This is a genomic window from Tabrizicola sp., assembly GCF_022842145.1.
Taxonomy (GTDB): Bacteria; Pseudomonadota; Alphaproteobacteria; order Rhodobacterales; family Rhodobacteraceae; genus Tabrizicola.
Genome location: NZ_JALHQD010000002.1, coordinates 334,501 through 352,920 on the forward strand (window position 1 = coordinate 334,501; position 18,420 = coordinate 352,920).

General features: G+C 65.4%; 17 protein-coding genes. 9 read left to right on the forward strand and 8 right to left on the reverse strand.

Annotated elements, in window-relative coordinates; genetic code table 11:
* Positions 1-54 precede the first annotated feature (54 nt).
* From Q0C42_RS06745 to Q0C42_RS06775, 7 genes are all read right to left on the reverse strand, one after another.
* Complete coding sequence (locus tag Q0C42_RS06745; protein WP_295073795.1) at positions 55-1,083, reverse strand: extracellular solute-binding protein; 1,029 nt, start codon at positions 1,081-1,083, stop codon at positions 55-57.
* 21 nt (positions 1,084-1,104) lie between these two features.
* Positions 1,105-1,908 (reverse strand): ABC transporter permease, encoded by an 804-nt coding sequence (locus tag Q0C42_RS06750; RefSeq protein ID WP_295073798.1) that lies wholly within the window; start codon positions 1,906-1,908, stop codon positions 1,105-1,107.
* A complete protein-coding gene (locus Q0C42_RS06755) occupies positions 1,901-2,815 on the reverse strand; it encodes an ABC transporter permease (RefSeq protein WP_295073801.1) in 915 nt (304 codons plus the stop codon). The genes Q0C42_RS06750 and Q0C42_RS06755 overlap by 8 nt, the downstream gene beginning before the upstream one ends.
* Entirely contained in the window at positions 2,815-3,879 is a 1,065-nt protein-coding gene (locus tag Q0C42_RS06760) for an ABC transporter ATP-binding protein (RefSeq protein ID WP_295074331.1), read from the reverse strand. The genes Q0C42_RS06755 and Q0C42_RS06760 overlap by 1 nt, the downstream gene beginning before the upstream one ends.
* A gap of 76 nt (positions 3,880-3,955) precedes the next feature.
* Positions 3,956-5,404 (reverse strand): amidase, encoded by a 1,449-nt coding sequence (locus Q0C42_RS06765; RefSeq protein WP_295073804.1) that lies wholly within the window; start codon positions 5,402-5,404, stop codon positions 3,956-3,958.
* An 84-nt stretch (positions 5,405-5,488) separates the two neighbouring features.
* Entirely contained in the window at positions 5,489-7,165 is a 1,677-nt protein-coding gene (locus tag Q0C42_RS06770) for an ATP-binding protein (protein ID WP_295073807.1), read from the reverse strand.
* A gap of 61 nt (positions 7,166-7,226) precedes the next feature.
* Positions 7,227-7,571: a DUF6476 family protein gene (locus Q0C42_RS06775; RefSeq protein WP_295073810.1), complete on the reverse strand. Its 345-nt coding sequence runs from the start codon at positions 7,569-7,571 to the stop codon at positions 7,227-7,229.
* Between Q0C42_RS06775 and Q0C42_RS06780 the strand changes: the two genes are divergently transcribed.
* The 9 genes from Q0C42_RS06780 to Q0C42_RS06820 all read left to right on the forward strand — a co-directional run bounded on the left by Q0C42_RS06780 (position 7,570) and on the right by Q0C42_RS06820 (position 17,838).
* Positions 7,570-8,634 carry an RluA family pseudouridine synthase gene (locus Q0C42_RS06780; protein WP_295073811.1) on the forward strand — a complete coding sequence of 355 codons (1,065 nt, stop codon included), beginning with the start codon at positions 7,570-7,572 and terminating at the stop codon, positions 8,632-8,634. The genes Q0C42_RS06775 and Q0C42_RS06780 overlap by 2 nt on opposite strands.
* A gap of 309 nt (positions 8,635-8,943) precedes the next feature.
* Positions 8,944-9,201: a YjhX family toxin gene (locus tag Q0C42_RS06785; protein WP_295074332.1), complete on the forward strand. Its 258-nt coding sequence runs from the start codon at positions 8,944-8,946 to the stop codon at positions 9,199-9,201.
* 338 nt (positions 9,202-9,539) lie between these two features.
* Positions 9,540-11,513 (forward strand): potassium transporter Kup, encoded by a 1,974-nt coding sequence (locus Q0C42_RS06790; protein ID WP_295073814.1) that lies wholly within the window; start codon positions 9,540-9,542, stop codon positions 11,511-11,513.
* A 184-nt stretch (positions 11,514-11,697) separates the two neighbouring features.
* Positions 11,698-12,594 (forward strand): RNA polymerase sigma factor RpoH, encoded by an 897-nt coding sequence (rpoH, locus tag Q0C42_RS06795; protein WP_295073816.1) that lies wholly within the window; start codon positions 11,698-11,700, stop codon positions 12,592-12,594.
* A 63-nt stretch (positions 12,595-12,657) separates the two neighbouring features.
* Positions 12,658-13,374 carry a phosphatidylserine decarboxylase gene (locus tag Q0C42_RS06800; RefSeq protein ID WP_295073819.1) on the forward strand — a complete coding sequence of 239 codons (717 nt, stop codon included), beginning with the start codon at positions 12,658-12,660 and terminating at the stop codon, positions 13,372-13,374.
* A gap of 2 nt (positions 13,375-13,376) precedes the next feature.
* A complete protein-coding gene (gene pssA / locus Q0C42_RS06805) occupies positions 13,377-14,129 on the forward strand; it encodes a CDP-diacylglycerol--serine O-phosphatidyltransferase (protein WP_295073822.1) in 753 nt (250 codons plus the stop codon).
* An 87-nt stretch (positions 14,130-14,216) separates the two neighbouring features.
* Positions 14,217-14,852 (forward strand): class I SAM-dependent methyltransferase, encoded by a 636-nt coding sequence (locus tag Q0C42_RS06810; RefSeq protein WP_295073824.1) that lies wholly within the window; start codon positions 14,217-14,219, stop codon positions 14,850-14,852.
* Positions 14,853-14,886: 34 nt separating this feature from the next.
* The gene (locus Q0C42_RS06815; protein WP_295073827.1) at positions 14,887-15,870 is read left to right on the forward strand and encodes a Gfo/Idh/MocA family oxidoreductase; all 984 of its coding nucleotides are present in this window, start codon (positions 14,887-14,889) and stop codon (positions 15,868-15,870) included.
* 141 nt (positions 15,871-16,011) lie between these two features.
* Positions 16,012-17,838: a M3 family oligoendopeptidase gene (locus Q0C42_RS06820; RefSeq protein WP_295073830.1), complete on the forward strand. Its 1,827-nt coding sequence runs from the start codon at positions 16,012-16,014 to the stop codon at positions 17,836-17,838.
* 88 nt (positions 17,839-17,926) lie between these two features.
* On the opposite strand, the gene Q0C42_RS06825 is transcribed toward Q0C42_RS06820, so the two are convergent.
* Entirely contained in the window at positions 17,927-18,349 is a 423-nt protein-coding gene (locus tag Q0C42_RS06825) for a host attachment protein (RefSeq protein WP_295073833.1), read from the reverse strand.
* Positions 18,350-18,420: the final 71 nt, after the last annotated feature.

Here is an 18,420-nt window from a genome sequence, read left to right on the forward strand (position 1 = left end):
CACGGGGGGTGCGGGGGGTGTGAAACCCCCCGCGTCTTTCGGATCAACCGGTGCTTACTTCTGCAGCTCGGTCCAGATCGCGGTCATGTACTCCAACCCCTTGCCGCGGCAGGTGGGCAGGAACTTGCCGGCAGCCTTGTGCTCTTCCGGGACCACCACCTCGGGCGCGGTCTTCATGTCTTCCGGCATGAAGGCTTCGGACCCCGCGATGCCGTTGGCATAGCGCGCAAAGGCCGAGATCATCGCCGCGTTCTCGGGCAGCATGATGAAGTCCATGAACTTGTAGGCTTCTTCGACGTTCGCCGCGTCCTGCAGCAGCATCACCGAGTCCATGAAGATCGGGTAGCCTTCCTTCGGATAGCCGTACTGCACGTCGCCGTTGGTATTGATCTTAATCCGCATACTGGAGCCGTTCCAGTTTGTGGACGCAGCCCAGTCGCCATTGGACATGCGCTCGGTCGCACCATAGTCCATGGAGATCCAGTTCGGTTTAGCCGCCAGTAGAACGTCCCTGACTTTCTTCATGATTTCAGCGTCTTCGCTGCAGGGTTCGCCACCAACATACATGGTTGCCAAAGACACTACGTCGATCATTTCTGGCTGGACGTTGATCTTGCCAACCAATTCCGGCGGGACATCAAGAAAAATAGCCGAAGTGTTGATGTCGCCGCCATAGACCTTGGTATTGACCGACATTCCTGTCGTGCCCCACTGCCACGGGATCGAGTATTTCCGGCCCGCATCCCAAGGCACGTCGGTCCATTCCGGGGCGATGTTCTTGTGGTTCGGCAGTTTGGACAGGTCCAGTTCCTGGACCAGGCCCTTTTCGACCCAGATCGGCACATAGCTTGCCGACGGCACCACGAGGTCAAAGCCAGAGCCGCCCGCCTCGACCTTGGCCAGGGCCACGTCGTTGCTGTCATAGTCGGTGACGGTGACCTTGATCCCCGTCTCTTTCTCGAACTTGTCCAGCAGTTCCGGGCTGGTGTAGTTGCCCCAGTTGTAAAGCTGCAATTCGCCCTCGGCCGCGGCAAGCGTTGCCGTGGCCAGGACCATCGCGGTCGCGGACATCAGGTATTTCATCAATCGTCTCCCCGTAAGGTTTCAGTCTTTCTTGCGCGTCAGAAGGAAGAAGGCGGTCAGCATGACCACCGTCACCCCCAGAAGCATGGTCGAGATGGCATTGACTTCAGGCGTGAAGGACCGACGCAACTGGCCCAGCATATAGGTCGGCAGCGTGTCCTGCCCCCCTGACTTTACGAACTCGGTAATCACCACGTCATCAAGGCTGATCACGAAGGCGAGCATGGCGCCCGCCATGATCCCGGGTGCCAGCAAAGGCAGCGTCACCCGGCGGAAGGTCTGCCAGGGTGTCGCGTAAAGATCGGCTGCTGCGGTTTCGAGGCTGAGGTCCATGCTTTCCAGCCGCGCCCGGATCGGCAGGTAGGCGAAGGGCAGGCAGAAAGCCGTGTGCGCGGCGATCAGGTAGCCCAGCCCCTGATAGCCGGTCGCGACCTTGACGATCCCGAAGAAGATCATCAGCGCCACGGCAGTCACGATTTCCGGCACCATCAGCGGCTGGTTGATCACGACATAGATGAAGGTCTGGCCCTTGAACGCCCGCCGCCGCGTCGTGCCCAATGCAGCCAGCGTGGCCAGGATCGTTGACAGGAAGGCCGCCGAAACGCCGATGATCAGCGACCGCATGGTGGCCGCCTTCACGTCGTCGTTGGCCCAGGCATCGCCATACCAGTGCAGCGAGAAGCCGCCCCAGGTCGCGACCGAGTTCGAGGCGTTGAAGGAGAAGATCACCAGCGTGACGATGGGCAGATACAGGATGACAAAGGCCCCGATCGCCACGGTGGCAACGCCGGGCAGGCGGCTGATCTGGAACCCGCGCTCAGCCATGACCCTGGCTCCGGTCGCGGTTCGCCACCCGGACATAGACCAGCAGCGCCCCCATCACGATGATCAGCAGCGCGACCGACAGGGCGGCGCCCAGCGGCCAGTTCTTGCCCTGCAGGAACTGCAGCTCGATGAAGTTGCCGATCATCATGTTCTTGCCGCCGCCCAGGATGCGCGGCGTGACATAGGCCCCCAGCGAGGGCACGAAGACCAGGATCGAGCCGGCGATGATCCCCGGCTTGACGATCGGCAGGATCACCCGGCGCAGCGTCGCCCAGCGGCTGGCGTAAAGGTCATAGGACGCCTCCAGAAGCCGCATGTCGAAGCGTTCGATGGTGGCATAAAGCGGCAGGACCATCAGCGGCAGGTAGACATAGGTCATCCCGATCAGCACGGCGGTTTCGGTGTAGTTGATCTGCAGGGGCGTATCGATGGCCCCAACCCAGATCAGCAGCGTGTTCAGAAGACCCTCGTTCCGGATCACCTCGTTGATGGCAAAGGTCCGGATCAAGAGGTTTGTCCAGAACGGAATGGTGATCAGGAACAGCCACATGGCCCGCTGCTGCGGTGGCCGCGTGGCGATGAACCAGGCGGTGGGAAAGCCGATGGCGAAGGTCAGGGCCGTGGTGGTCAGCGACAGCCAGACCGAGCGCCAGAAGATCGTCAGATGCGCATCGGCCAGCGCGTAGCGTTCCTCGAAGATGTCGTAGGTGAGGAAGATCCCCTTCCATCCTTCGACTGACCATTCGTGAATTACGTTGCCGGTGTCGTTGGCGGTCAGGAACGAATACCAGATGACGATCAGCAGAGGACCCGAGGCCGCGAAGGCCAGCAGGATCAAGGCCGGAAGCGACAGCAGCCAGCCGTTTCGGGCAGATGTCCTGACTGCGTTGTCCTCGGCGGGGCTCATCAGTCTTCCACCCGCTGCACGGCATCCTTGGCGAAGGTGATCCCCACCAACTGTCCCTCTGCCAGACCCGCCTCGCCGGAGGCGGGGTTCTGCAACCTTGCGACGACTTCGGTTCCGTCGCCCAAGGCCAGGTGGCAATGCGTATCGGTCCCGAAGTAGACCAGGTTCCTGACGCGGGCCTGCAAGCCGCCGTCCTCGGCCCGACCCAGGCGCAGCTGTTCGGGGCGGATGCTGACCGTGGCCTGTCCGCCCGCCCGAAGGCCCGGCACGTCGATCCGCTCACCGGACGTCAGGCGAAGGGTCGCGTCCTCGGCGGTGCCGGTCAGGAAGTTCGTCTCGCCAATGAAGCTGGCGACAAAGCGGTTCTTCGGGTGAATGTAGATGTCCTTGGCGGTGCCCACCTGCTGGATCTGCCCCGCGCTCATGACCGCGATGCGGTCGGACATGGTAAGGGCTTCTTCCTGATCATGGGTCACGAAGACGAAGGTGATGCCGGTTTCCAGTTGCAGCCGCTTCAGTTCGATCTGCATCTCCTTGCGCAGCTGCAGGTCCAGGGCGCTGAGAGGTTCGTCCAGAAGCAGCACCTTCGGCTGCGGCGCCAGCGCGCGGGCCAGTGCCACGCGTTGCTGCTGGCCGCCGGACAACTGGCTGGTCTTGCGGCCCGCCATCGACTCCAGCTTCACCAGAGCCAGCATCTGTGCCGTGCGGGCTTTCACCTCGGAGCGGGGTTTCCCAAGCATTTCAAGCCCGAAGGCGATGTTCTGCGCCACGGTGAGGTGGGGGAAAAGCGCGTAGGACTGGAACACCGTGTTCACCGGCCGCTTGTTTGGCGGCAGCGTCGTGATGTCCGTCCCGTCCAGCAGGATCGTGCCCTCGGTCGGCATCTCGAACCCGGCGATCAGGCGCAGAAGCGTGGTCTTGCCGCAGCCCGAGGGGCCAAGCAGCGTGAAGAACTCACCCCGCCGGATGTCCACCGAAACGTCGTCCAGCGCCCGGACGGTCCCCGCGCCTTGCCCGAATGCCTTCACGACATTGCGGGCCGAGATCACCCCGTCATCGGCCACCGATACCCCCATTCATCCCCGTAAGTTTGATCATATTGGGCGGAAACATTCTTTCCCCACAAGCGATTCCTTCCCGTCACCCCGCCATCGGCGATCTTTTCCCCGCCCAAGGGGTTGCGCGCTCGACTTCTGCGCAAAGCGCGATCAGCAGCTCATCCTGCCCAAAGGCCGCGGCCAGATGCACTCCGATCGGCAGGCCCGCCTTCGACCAGCCCAGAGGCAGGCTTGCCGCCGGCTGGCCCGAGGCGTTGAAGACCGCGCAGAAGGGGGAGTAGGCGAAAATGCCATTCGGACCAACGCGGTAGCCCACGTAATCCTCGGTGTCATGGTTGAAGCGACCGACCTTTGCGGGGGGCTCTGCCAAGGTCGCGGACAGCAGGATGTCCGGCCCCTGCCCACCGTCAGGCTGGAAGAACCGCGCCATCTGCCGCCCGAAGGTGTGGATCTGCCCGACAGCCTCCAGATACCGCGTCGGATGAAGGGTCTGTGCATAGGCCCAGGCCCCGCGCCCGACGCCTTCGACCTCGTCCGGACGCGGCGGCCGGTCGCCCAGCTTCGACCGGATCGACAGGGCGGTGCCGACGCCGACAATATCCGTCCAGGCCCGCATCATCATCGGCACATCCGCGCGGGGACGCGCGGGTTCCACGATATGCCCCAGGCTTTCCAAAACACGCCCCGCCGCTCGCACCGCCTCGGCCACCTCGGGATGGATCGGCTCTCCGGTGAAGGTCGTGTCGCAAAGGCCCACCCGCAGCCGCCGCGGCGGGCGCGAGATCACGGCGGCATGTCCCTGACCCAAGGGCGGCGCGACATAGGGCGCGCCGAGGTCCGGCCCCTCGCAGGCATCCAGCATGACCGCCGTGTCCCGCACCGACCGCGTGAGAAACCCGTCGATCGCCATTCCGGCCCATCCTTCGCCGGCGTAAGGCCCGTCCGGCAACCGCGCGCGGGTCGGCTTGAACCCGAAAAGCCCGCAACTGGAGGCCGGAATCCGCACCGAGCCGCCGCCGTCGGAGCCATGCGCAAAGGCGACGATCCCCGCCGCCACCGCCGCCCCCGCCCCGCCGGACGACCCGCCCGAGGTATGCTCCAGCCCCCAGGGGTTCCGCGTCGGGCCACCGTAGACCGCCGCCTCGGTCGCAGCCCCGACCCCGCCCTCCGGCGAGGTGGTGCGGCCGAAGGTGACCACGCCGGTGGCCTTCATCCGGGTGAAGATGCTGGAATCCTGGCCATAGACGGTGTTCGCAAAAAGCCTCGACCCGTTGTGGGACGGAAAATCCTTCGCCTCGGCCCCCAGGTCCTTGATCAGGAAGGGAACCCCCCGAAACGGCCCCTGCGGCAGACCCTCTGCAATCGCCTTCCGCGCCACGCCTTCCTGCAGCAGGACCACCGCGTTCAGGGCCGGGTTGCGTTCCTCGACCGCCGCAAGCGCCGCGTCAAGCAGTTCCGAGGGCGTCACCTCGCCCGCGGCCACCAGTGCGGCCAATGCGGTGGCATCCGCCGCGCCCAGATCTCCGATCATTTGAACCCCCGTGTTGATCCGCCCAGCCTGAAACGCGGCGGGCTTCGGATCATGTCCGGGACCGACACCCGTGGCCCGGATGCGTCAGGCGCGGAACACCTGCGCCAGCACCTCGCGCAAGGTCTCGGGCAGGATCGGCTTTGGCAGGAACCCGTCCAGCCGTTCGCGCAAAGTGTCGTCGCGCCGGATCGACAGGACGTCGGCCGTCATGGCCACCACCGGAATCCTGCGGCCATGCGCCTCGCGGATGCGAAACAGCGTTTCCTGCCCATCCATTCCCGGCATCATCAGATCCAGAAGCACCGCGTCGATCCCGCCCTGCTCCAGCCTGGCCAGCGCCTCGGGACCGCTGCCCGCCTCGACCGCCCGCGCGCCCGCCGCCACCAGCAACTGCGCCGCAACCAGCCGGTTCGTGGCGATGTCGTCGACCACAAGGATCACCCGGTCGCGGAAATCCGCGACCCCGCGGGTGACTTGCGCCGCCTCGGCTTCGGGGGCGGACACGGTCAGCCGGAAGGTGGTGCCCTGCGCCACGGGGACCAGCACCAGGTCGCCACCCATCTGCCGCGCCACCGCCCGGCTGATCGCCAGGCCAAGCCCGACGCCCGGCGTGTCCCCCGATCCGCGGAAGAACGGCTCGAACACCCTTTCCTGCACGGCAGCGGGAATGCCCTTGCCCTGGTCGGCCACATCGATCTGCAGGCGGCCCCGCTGGTGGCGCACCGTCACCGTCACCGGCCCCCGCGTGCTGTGCTTCAGCGCATTGCCAATCAGGTTGCCCAGACACTGCCGCACGCGCTGGCTGTCGATCAGCACCACCGGGGGGACGTCGCGCTCGATGCCGACCGCCAACTCGCGTCCCTGATTGCGGGCCTGCAGCTCGAAGACCAGCAGGCTTGCCGAGAGTTCGGGCCGCAGCGCCACCGGGCGGGGCGTGACCGCAACCCGGCCCTCGGTCAAGGCCGAGTAATCCACCGCATCGTCCAGCATGACCGCAAGGTCGCGGGCCGAGGTCGCCACGGTCCGCAACCGCTGGCGCGAAAACCCCGCGGCATTGGCCGCCTCGATCTCGACCAGCCCGATCACTGCGTTCAGCGGAGTGCGGAGTTCATGGCTGATCTGGGCCAGAAACCTGCCTTTCGCCACGTTTGCGGCCTTCGCGGCCGAAGCCGCCTCGGCCCCGGCGCGGTGGAGCCTGTGGTTCGAGACCATCGCCGTCGCGGCATAGACGATGGCGGAAAATGCCGTCAACGTCGACACGGCCAGTCCGGGCAGGTTTCCCTCGTTCAGCCAGTGAGCGGTGTTGAAGGCCAGGACCACCACCGCCACCGTCGCCATCCCGACGATTCCCAGCGCCAGATGGATCGAGCGCACCGAACAGAGGTGCAGAAGCGACCCCATCACAATCCCGACCGCGATGGATTTCGCATAGGGATCATCCTGCAGCCACACCAAGCCCGCCGCCGAGATCAGCGCTGCCTCCATCGGAACGATGCTCAGCAGGAACAGCCGGTACCGCAGGGGCGACTGCAGCGGATCAAGCCCGCGCAGTAGCCGTTGCGCGATCACCTCTCCCACCACCTCGACCAGGAACAGCGCGACCATAATCCAGGGGGAGACGAATTGCGCGCAAATCGCGTAGGCCAGACCGACAAGCAGCAGCCGGGGCACCACTTCGCCGCGAAGAATGCGATGCTGCCGCGCCAGCTCATCCTGCAGCCGCTCTCCGTCGGCATTGGACATCGAGGAGAGCCGGACCATCACGCATGCACCAATGGGTTGCAACCTGGGCCTGACAGTAGCCTCATGGCTGTAGCATCGGTCAAGGGGCCGGGGTGGGGGTGATTGTAACCTCTTGCAGCAACACACCGTTCCTGTCGAAGATCAGAATGCGCTGATCGGTGGTGACGACGGCGGTCCAGCCGCTGCCGAAGGTGACGGCAGAGGCTGTTGCCCCGTCGGGCAGGGCAAGTTCGGCGGGAACCTTCGGGGCAGATGCGGTGAAGGCCTGGGGCATGCGGGTGACAATCAGCGTCACGACGGTTATGACGCCTCCGATCATCGTCAGCGTCAGCAGGATGACCAGCCATTTCAGAAGCCGCAGGCTGGGCGGCAGGGCCACATCGGGGGCGTCGGGCATGTCGGCAGAGCGGTCAGGATCGGACATGGACGAGCCTTTCGGGGACGAGGACGATATCGGGGTCGGCATCGGTGACGGCGGGGGGTCGCTTGTCGTCACTATCGGCGACGAGGCTCCCGCCCGCCTAGATAAGGCCCTTGCGGCCGCGGTGCCAGAGGAAGCGGCGCTGTCGCGGTCCCGGCTTATGCGGATGATCGCGGAGGGCGCGGTCAGCCGTGACGGGGTGGCGGTGATGGACCCCAAATCGAAGGTGGCCGAGGGCGAGGTCTACACCCTGCGGCTGGCCCCGGCGATTCAGGTCGCAACCCTGCCCGAGGACATCCCCCTGACCGTCATCTGGGAGGATGCCGACCTGATCGTCATCGACAAGCCCGCGGGGATGGTCGTTCACCCTGCGCCGGGTTCGCCGTCGGGGACGCTGGTCAACGCGCTGCTCCACCATTGCGGCGACACGCTGTCGGGGATCGGGGGCGAAAGGCGGCCGGGGATCGTCCACCGGATCGACAAGGATACCACCGGCCTTCTGGTCGTCGCCAAGTCGGACCGGGCCCATCATGGGCTGGCCCGGCAGTTCGAGGATCACTCGGTCAATCGGCACTACCTGGCGGTAGTCCACGGGGTTCCCTCGGGCACCGACCCGCGGCTGCGGGGCCTCCGCGGGATCAGCTTCGAGGCCGGCGGCATCCTGCGGATCGCGACCCACCTCGCGCGGCACAAGACCGACCGGCAGCGGCAGGCCGTGGTCTGGGATCAGGGTCGCCATGCCGTCACCCGCGCCCACGTGGTCGAGGGGTTCGCCGGGCAGGCGGCGCTGGTCGACTGCTGGCTGGAGACCGGGCGCACCCATCAGATCCGGGTTCACCTGGCCTATGCCGGACACGTGCTTCTGGGCGACCAGACCTATGGGGGCCGCAGGAAGCTTGGCGCGGCGGTGGGGAAGGGGGCCGACCTTGGGAACGCCTTCCCAAGGCAGGCGCTGCACGCGGCGACGCTGGGCTTCGACCACCCGGTGACCGGTGAGCGGCTGGAGTTCTCCTCGCCGCTGCCGGCCGACATGGCGGCGTTGATCGACGCGCTGCGGGCGGGGTAAGTGGTGGCGCCCGCGCGTGGCGGGTTTTGTACCCTGAATGTTTTCAATGGCTTGTCTGCAAGCGGTAACGTTATGTTAAGCTTTGCCCACGCGCCTGTTGGGGGTTGCGCGGGCCCATTTCTGACCCTATCTTTCTGAAGGCACTGGCCCCTCAAGGCCCAAGGAGTGCGTTTTTTATGTCCGAGACTGTAGCCACCTGCTGACGTCATCCGCCCCCTGATCGGGGCCGATTGGATGGCATGAACGACCAGACGAAGCGCAATGGCCTTCGTCCGGTCCGGCATGGCGACAGATTTCGGACTACCCCACATGAACATCTCACGGACCGAGCAGCGCGTGCTGCACGTTCTCGCCCTGGGCGGGCGCATCGACCATTCGCGGAACGGCACCAAGATCGCCGAGATCCTTTGCATCACCCGCGACGGCTTCATCCTGGCTGACTGCACGCTGGACGTCTTCCGACGCCTGCGACGCAAACGGCTGATCGCTTCGGAAAGCGGCGGACCCTACCGCATATCGCGGTTGGGGCGGGTCTCGGTCCGGGCGCAACTCGACAATCAGGGATAGCCCGCGTGACCCTCCAACCGTCCTGTGCGGCGGGCACTGTGCCCTTGCTGGACGGGCGAGGTGAGGGGATTTTGCAAAGCTGACGACGGCGGAGACCGGCCACGCATGGCGGCCAGTCTCCGCCACTTTGCAGGCGCAGCATTGTCACGCGGCCGTTATCGGCGTAAGCCCTTTCGCAGGCCGACGTCTGAGTCGGTACCGGCATCGGAGCCAAAGCGCACCCCTCCTGCCAGGGGGGAACCGGACCCGACCTTTGCCCGATGGGCGAAATGTCGACATGCCGGACATGCACCCAACCCCCTCCCATCCACCGTCCAAGCAACACCCAAGGGTGAGCCATGATCCACGACCCGATTCCGCGGGACGTCCAACCCGATTTGCCGCTGTTCGACGAAGAAGCACTGGACATCGCCGACTACCTGAAGGCCGAGGCCGTTCCCGACGACATCCACCGGGACGAAACCCACCGACAGGGCCTGGGGGCGCTGACGATCGGCGCGATCGGGGTGGTCTACGGCGATATCGGCACTTCGCCGATCTATGCCTTCCGCGAGGCGATCCGGGCGACCGGCGCCAGCGATCCGGGTGCCGCCGAGGTGCTGGGCATCCTGTCGCTGCTGATCTGGACGCTGATCCTGATCGTGACCGTGAAGTATGTCTTCTTCCTTCTGCGGGCCGACAATCGGGGCGAAGGGGGTATCCTGTCGCTATACACGCTGGTGCGGCTGGCGGCGGGCAAACGGTCGGTTCCGGTCCTGCTGCTGGCGCTGTGCGGAGCGGCGCTTTTTGCGGGGGATGCGGCGATCACTCCCGCGATCTCGGTCCTGTCGGCGGTCGAGGGGTTGGAACTGGTGCTGCCTTCGCTGACCGACTACGTGATCCCGGTCACTTTGGGCATCCTGATCGCGCTGTTCATGGTGCAGCGGCGCGGGACGGCCAGCATGGCGCGGCTGTTCGGCCCGGTCTGCGTGCTGTGGTTTCTAAGCCTGGCCGGCCTTGGCCTGACGCATATCGCCGAGGGGCCGCTGGTGCTGGCCTCGTTCAACCCGGTCTGGGGCCTGGATTTCCTGGTCGATCATCCGGGCGTGGCCTTCGTCGTCCTTGGCGCGATCTTCCTTGCGGTGACGGGGGGCGAGGCGCTTTACGCGGATCTTGGGCATTTCGGGCGGCGGCCGATCATGCTGGCCTGGTTTGCGCTGGTGCTGCCGGCGCTGGTGCTGAACTACCTCGGACAGGGCGCGATGGTGCTGGCGCACCCGGAGCTGGCGGGGGAGTCGTTCTTTGCGCTGGCGCCCGAGGCCCTGTTGCCCGCCCTTGTGGTGCTGGCCACGGTGGCGACGGTGATCGCCAGCCAGGCGGTGATCACCGGGGCGTTTTCGATGGCGCGCGGAGCGATCCAGCTGGGTTTCCTGCCCCGGCTGCGCATCCTGCACACGGCAGAGGGCCAAAGCGGGCAGATCTACATCGGGGCGGTGAACTGGCTTTTGCTGTGGGGGGTGTTGTGGCTGGTTCTGTCCTTCGGGTCGTCCTCGGCTCTGGCCTCGGCTTACGGCATATCGGTCACCGGCAGCATGGTGCTGGAGACCACGCTTGGCGCGCTGCTTCTGTGGCGGGCGCTGAAGATACCCTTGGTGCTGAGCGTTCTGATCGTGTCTCCGGTGCTTTTGGTCGAGAGCACCTTCTTTGCCTCGAACGCGCTGAAATTCTTCGACGGCGGCTATGTCCCCGTCGCGGTCGCGGCGGTGGTGGCGATGCTGATGTGGGCCTGGTGGCGGGGAACGCAGGCGGTGAAGGCGCGGGTGGGGAAGCTGGCGATCTCGGTCACGAGCTTCATCCGGATGATGCGGAATTCCAGCGTCAATGTGATCCCCGGCACGGCCTTCTTTCTGACCGGCGATCCGGGGATCGTGCCCTCGGCCTTGCTGCACAACATTAAGCACAACCGGGTGCTGCACGAGCAGACGGTGCTTCTGACGGTCGAGACGCTGCGCGTGCCCTATGCCACCGCGGACGAACGGGCGACGGTCGAACCGCTGGGCTGCTTTATCCGCGTCATCCTGCGCTTCGGATTCATGGAGACGCCGAATGTCAGCCGGGCGATGGCCCATGCGCGGGCGGCGGGGCTTCGGTTTGACGTCATGGCATCGACCTTCTTTCTGGGCCGCAGGCGGGCGGTGGCGACGGGGTCGGGGTGGGAGCTGGTGATGGACCGGCTTTACGTGGCCCTGTCCCGGATCGCGGCGGACCCGACGGACTTCTACCACCTGCCCCGCGACCGGGTGGTCGAACTGGGCGAACGGGTGGCGATCTGAGGCGAATGGGGCTGCCGTTCTGACATTACTGTGAACCTCTTGACATGTTCCTTTGCGCGCGACGGAGGGACCCACACCTGCCGTTGAACGTTGGGTGCTACATGGGCCTTGCAAGCGGGTGTCGGTTACTTTAGGTTATCGACTTCCGGGGGCGCTGACGCACCGGGCAGAATAGGGGGCAATGATGAGCACCTACACGAACTTACCCGCGCCAAGTCCCGAACAGGGCTTGAACCGGTACTTGCAGGAGATCCGGAAGTTTCCGCTTCTGGAACCTGAACAGGAATACATGCTGGCCAAGCGCTGGGTCGACCACCAGGACGCCAATGCCGCGCACCAGATGGTGACCAGTCACCTGCGCCTCGCCGCGAAGATCGCGATGGGCTATCGGGGCTACGGCCTGCCCCAGGCCGAGGTCATCAGCGAGGCGAACGTCGGCCTGATGCAGGCGGTCAAGCGCTTCGACCCGGAAAAGGGCTTCCGGCTGGCGACCTATGCCATGTGGTGGATCCGCGCCTCGATCCAGGAATACATCCTGCGGTCCTGGAGCCTGGTGAAGCTGGGCACCACATCCGCACAGAAGAAGCTGTTCTTCAACCTGCGCAAGGCCAAGGCGAAGGTCGGCGCGCTGGAAGAGGGCGATCTGCGACCAGAGAACGTTGCGCGCATCGCGACCGACCTGAACGTCACGGAAACCGAAGTCATCGACATGAACCGGCGCCTCTCGGGCTCGGACGCGTCGCTGAACGCGACCGTGGGCAGCGACGGCGAAAGTGCGACCCAGTGGCAGGATTGGCTGGAGGACGAGGATTCCGACCAGGCCGAGGCCTATGAGGAGAAGGACGAGCTTGACGCCCGCCGCGCGCTGCTGATGCAGGCGATGTCGGTGTTGAACGACCGCGAGAAGGACGTCCTGATGCAGCGCCGGTTGTCGGAAGACCCGGTCACGCTGGAGGAACTGTCGGAAAGCTACGGCGTCAGCCGCGAGCGCATCCGCCAGATCGAGGTCCGGGCGTTTGAAAAGCTGCAGGCCAAGATGCGCGAACTGGCCAAGGGCAAGGGCATGGTGATCCCGGCGTAACCGCCTGCCCGAAAGATCAAAGGCCGTGACCGTGGGTCGCGGCCTTTTCGTTTGCCCGCGGGCGTGCAGAAGGGTACAGGGACGCCCATGCGCATGATCGACACCTTTCTCAAGCCGATGCACCCCGAGGGGTGGAAGTTCGTTCCGGTCTTTGCGGCCGTCAGTCTGGTCCTGTACTGGCTGTGGGAACCGCTGGGCTGGCTGGGTCTGGGCCTGACCGTCTGGTGCTACTACTTCTTCCGCGACCCCAAGCGGTCGGTGCCGGAAAACGCGGGTCTGCTTGTCAGTCCTGCCGACGGCGTCGTCAGCCTGATCGAACGCGCGGTGCCTCCGGCCGAGCTGGGGATGGGCCCCGAAGCGCTGGTCCGGGTCAGCGTCTTCATGTCGGTCTTCAACTGCCATGTGAACCGCGCCCCCATCGCGGGCCGCATCACTGCGGTCGCCTATCGTCCGGGCAAGTTCTTCAACGCCTCGCTGGACAAGGCGTCCGAGGAAAACGAGCGCAATGCGCTGGCGATCGAGATGCAGGATGGTCGCAAGATCGCTGTCGTGCAGATCGCGGGCCTCGTGGCGCGGCGGATCATGTGCTGGAAGAAACCGGGCGACAGCGTCCGCACAGGCGAGCGTTTCGGCCTGATCCGCTTTGGCAGCCGGCTTGACGTCTACCTGCCCGAGGGCGTGCAGCCTCAGGTGGCGCTGGGCCAGACGATGGTCGCCGGCGAAAGCGTCATCGCCTTCATCGGCCAGGACGCGCCCGCCCGCGCCGCACGGGTGGAGTAGGCATGGCCCGCAGGCCGTCCGCCCCCCCGCGTGAGCTTCTTCTGCTGAAGCTTCTGCCGAATTTCGTGTCGATCCTTGCGCTTTGCTCTGGCCTGACGGCGATCCGCTACGGCATCGCCGGAAACTTCACGCTTGCGGTCCTCTTGATCGGGGTCGCGGCGGCGCTGGACGGGCTGGACGGACGGCTCGCGCGGATGCTGAAGTCGGAAAGCGCCATCGGGGCGGAACTCGACTCGCTGTGCGACTTCGTGAACTTCGGTGTCACTCCGGCGCTGATCCTCTACATGTGGGGACTGCGTCCCGAGACGAGCCTTGGCTGGATCGCTGTCCTGGTCTACGCGGTGTGCTGCATGCTGCGGCTGGCGCGGTTCAACGTCGGAAGCAGGAACACGGTCGGCGAACCGGCCGAGAAGACGGTCTTCATCGGCGTGCCGTCGCCTGCCGGGGCCATGCTGGTCCTGTCGCCGCTGTACCTGTCCTTTGCGACCGACCGGGTGGTGCATCTGCCGCCGGTGCTGGTCGCGGCCTGGATGGTGGGGATCGGCGCGCTGATGATCAGCAAGGTTCGCACCCCGTCCTTGAAGCGGATCACGATTGCCACCGACTACGCCCGCTATGTGCTGGTCGGCTCTGTCGTCATCGTGGCCGCGCTGCTGACCTATCCCTGGACCACGCTTCTTACACTGTGCCTGGCCTATCTGGCTGGTGTCCTCTGGCTGGCCTTGCGCAGCCTGCGGAAAACCCCGGTCGGCTGATTTCCCGCAAGGGTCGCGGCTTTCCCTTGCAATCCCCAAGGCGGCGGGCAGTCTTCGACTGTCGGAAATGTCAAGGGAATCATATGCATGCAAGTAGAGGCCATCCAGAAGTCCTACCGCCGCTGGGCCCCGGTCTACGACCTGACCTTTGGGCGCATCACGCAGGGTGGTCGCATTCTTGCCGCCGAACATGTGAACGCGCAGGGTGGCTCGGTGCTGGAGGTGGGGATCGGCACGGGTCTGGCGCTTGACTACTACGCGCCGCATGTGCGGGTGACGGGGATCGACCTGTCGGCCGAAATGCTGCGCGAGGCCGAACTGCGTGCGCGAAAGGGCGGCCTGAACACCTTGGCGGGCCTGTACCAGATGGACGCACGCGAGATCGCCTTTCCCGACGCAAGCTTCGACCACGTGGCCGCCATGCACATCATGTCCGTCGTCCCCGAACCCGAGCGTGTGCTGGCTGAAATGGCCCGCGTCGTCCGTCCTGGCGGGTCGGTGATGATCGCCAACCACTTCGCCGGCCGGGCGGCCGAGGGCTGGGCCATCGCCGAGCGGTTGGCGGCACCCCTGGCCAACCTTCTGGGTTGGCATTCCGACTTTGCCATCGACCGGGTTCTGGGCCAGCCCCTTCTGCGCCTGGAGGAACAGACCCAGGTCCGCCCCTTCGGACTGATGACCTTCCTGCGCTTCCGCCGGGTTGAAGCTCGGCTCAAAACCTGACCTAGTGGTTGCCAAAGCCAATGGGGAGGATTCCATGAAACCAGTCAGATGGGGCGTGCTTGGCGCGGCCCGCTTCGCGCGTGAGCACATGGCGCCCGCGATCCACGCCGCCGAAGGGGCAGAGTTTGCCGCGCTGGCAACCTCGGATGCGTCGAAGGCGGCGGGGTTTCAGGCCTTCTGCCCGTCGCTGACGGTGCATTCCAGCTATGACGCGCTTCTGGCCGACCCTTCGATCGACGCCGTGTACATTCCGCTGCCGAACCACATGCACGTCGAATGGACGCTCAAGTGTCTTGCGGCCGGAAAGCATGTCCTGACCGAAAAGCCCATTGCCCTGAAGGCGCGGGAAATCGACCAGATCATCGCCGCGCGGGACCGCTCGGGCCTTTTGGCTGCCGAGGCCTACATGATCGTCCACCACCCGCAGTGGCAGCGCGCGAAGGAATGGTTCGAGGCAGGCGAGATCGGGGATCTGGTCCACGCCGACGTGGCCTTCAGCTTCAACCTGACCGATGACAGCAACATCCGGATGAAGCCGGAAACGGGCGGGGGCTCGTTGCGGGACATCGGGGTCTACACCTTCGGCTCGATGCGCTTTGTGACCGGGGCGGAACCTGTCGATGTGTCGGCCCGCATTCACCGCGACAACGGGGTGGACACCTTCGCTCAGGTCGCGGCCACGATGGAGGGGCCGAAGGGCCGTTTCACCTATGGCTCGATGACCTCGATGCGGATGTACAACCGGCAGGTCGCGACCTTCCAGGGCACCAAGGGCATGATCCGGCTGGAGGGCGGTCCCTTCAACGCCAACGTCAACGACCTGGCCGAGGTGGAACTGCATCAGAACGGCAACCGGGTGACGGTGGAACGCTTCCCGACGTCCAACCACTACAAGCTGCAGGTCGAGGCGTTCAGTCGCAGCGTGCGGACCGGCGAGGCCTATCCCTGCCCGCTGGAATTCGTGCGCGGGACGCAGGCGATGATGGACCGGGTGTACGAGGTCGCGGTCGAGATCTGACGAACCGCTCGTCGATGACTTCGTCACTCCTCGCTGTGGCGATCGCCGACGAGAAGCCGAAAGGCGCACGAGGAGGTGTCCGGGGGTTTTCCCCGGCCTCTGCCCAGCCTAGATGACAGTGAAAGCTTTCCGGAGAACGCGATGACCCTGCACCTGCCCCAGCCCGTTTACGATGCCAACGCCAGCGGGGGCGGGTTCGGCGATCTGCCGGATTGGGACCTGACCGATCTTTATCCCAGCGCCGACGGCCCGGAATACGCCTCCGACATGGCCGAGCTGGAGCGCGCCTGCGCGGCCTTTGCTGCGGCCTATGAGGGGCGGCTGGGCCGTCAGGACGCGGCGGCGATGCTGGCCTGCGTGCAGGAATACGAGCGGATCGAGGTCATCGCCGGGCGGCTGATGTCCTACGCGGGACTGCGGTATTACCAGAACACCATCGACCCCGAACGCGCGCAGTTCATGGGCAACGCGCAGGACAAGGTGACGACTGCCACCACTCCGCTGGTGTTCTTCAGCCTGGAGTTCAACCGGCTCGACGACGACCATCTTGCCCGGTTGCTGGCCGCGAACGCCGATCTTGCCCGCTACAAGCCCGTCTTCGACCGGATGCGCGCGATGCGGCCGCACCAGCTTTCGGACGAGCTGGAACGGTTCCTGCACGACGAAAGCGTCGTCGGGGCCAGTGCCTGGAACAAGCTGTTCGACGAGACGATGGCGGGCCTGATGTTCGCCGTCGAGGGCGAGGCCGAAGAGCTGAACCTGGAAGCCACGCTGAACCTGCTGACCGACCCCCAGCGCCCCCGGCGGCAGGCGGCGGCGCAGGCGCTGGCCGAGGTCTTCGGCAAGAATATCAAGCTTTTCGCCCGTATCCACAATACGCTGGCGAAGGAAAAGGAAATCCACGACCGCTGGCGGAAGATGCCGTCGCCGCAGCACGGCCGCCACCTGTCGAACCATGTGGAACCCGAGGTGGTCGAGGCGCTGCGCAACGCCGTCGTCGCGGCCTATCCGAAGCTCAGCCACCGCTACTACCGGCTGAAGGCCAAATGGATGGGGCTGGAGAAGCTGCAGGTCTGGGACCGGAATGCTCCCTTGCCGTCGGAGACCCCGCGCATCGTCGACTGGCCGGAAGCGCGCCGCATGGTGACGGACGCCTACGCCGCCTTCGACCCGCGGATGGCCGACCTTGCGACGCCGTTCTTCGAGAAAGGCTGGATCGACGCCGGGGTCAAGCCCGGCAAGGCCCCCGGCGCCTTCGCGCATCCGACAGTAACCACGGTCCACCCTTACGTGATGCTCAACTACCTCGGCAAACCGCGCGACGTGATGACCTTGGCGCATGAACTGGGCCACGGCGTGCATCAGGTGCTGGCGGCGGGGCAGGGGGAGCTTCTTTCCTCCACCCCCCTTACTCTGGCCGAAACCGCCTCGGTCTTCGGCGAGATGCTGACCTTCCGCAAGCTGCTGGACCAGGCGAAGACCCCGGCCGAGAAGAAGACGCTCCTCGCCGGCAAGGTCGAGGACATGATCAATACCGTGGTCCGCCAGATCGCCTTCTACGACTTCGAGTGCAAGCTGCACGCCGCGCGTGGCGAAGGCGAGCTCACGCCCGAGGACATCAACGCGCTGTGGATGTCCGTGCAGGCGCAATCCCTTGGCGATGCGTTCGAGTTCATGGAGGGCTACGAGACCTTCTGGTCCTATATCCCGCACTTCGTCCATTCGCCCTTCTACGTCTATGCCTATGCCTTTGGCGACGGCCTGGTGAACGCGCTTTACGCGGCCTATGCGGGGGGTCTGCCCGACTTTCAGGAGAAGTACTTTGCCATGCTGAAGGCTGGCGGATCGATGCACCACAAGGACCTGCTGGCGCCCTTTGGGCTGGACGCAAGCGACCCCAAGTTCTGGGATCAGGGCCTGTCGATGATCGCAGGCTTCATCGACGAGCTGGAGGCGATGGAGGGGTAGGACCACCTCACGGCTCTGCCACGGTTAGCTGGGAGAGCCTGCGCCAAATGCGCAGACATCGATTTGGGAAGGCGCTGGCGGAGAGGACTCAGCCCTTCTCAACCAGGTGGTCCAAGAGCTCGTGCTCGGACACGTCGGACAGGTCCTTGTCGAACTCCGCCGTGATCTCCTGCATGAGGTGCTTGGGCATCGCCTTGCGCAGGGCACCCAGCATCTTCGGCCCGGCGGCGATGACGATTCGACCGGCGCCGCCCTTCTTCCACTCTTCCTCCAATGCCGCGACGATGTGCTTGGCGAGGCGCGGGCGCTCGATCTCGGCCGCATCGCCGCCGCCGTTCCCGAAATTGATCCCGCCCGAGCGGTTGCGGCCCGGGTCGCTTACGGCGTGGGACCAGTCCGCGAATTCATCGGCACCGGCGGCGTGGATCGGTTCCAGCTTCCCGGCATTGCCGCGCAGAAGCCGGAAGCCCCGTTCGTCGGCGATGCAATAGAGAGTGTCTGCGGCTTTCATGGCATGTCCTCCTTGGTCGTCTGGGCGAAGGTTCCGCGAGCGGCCGGGGCTGCGCCATGATCCGGATCAGG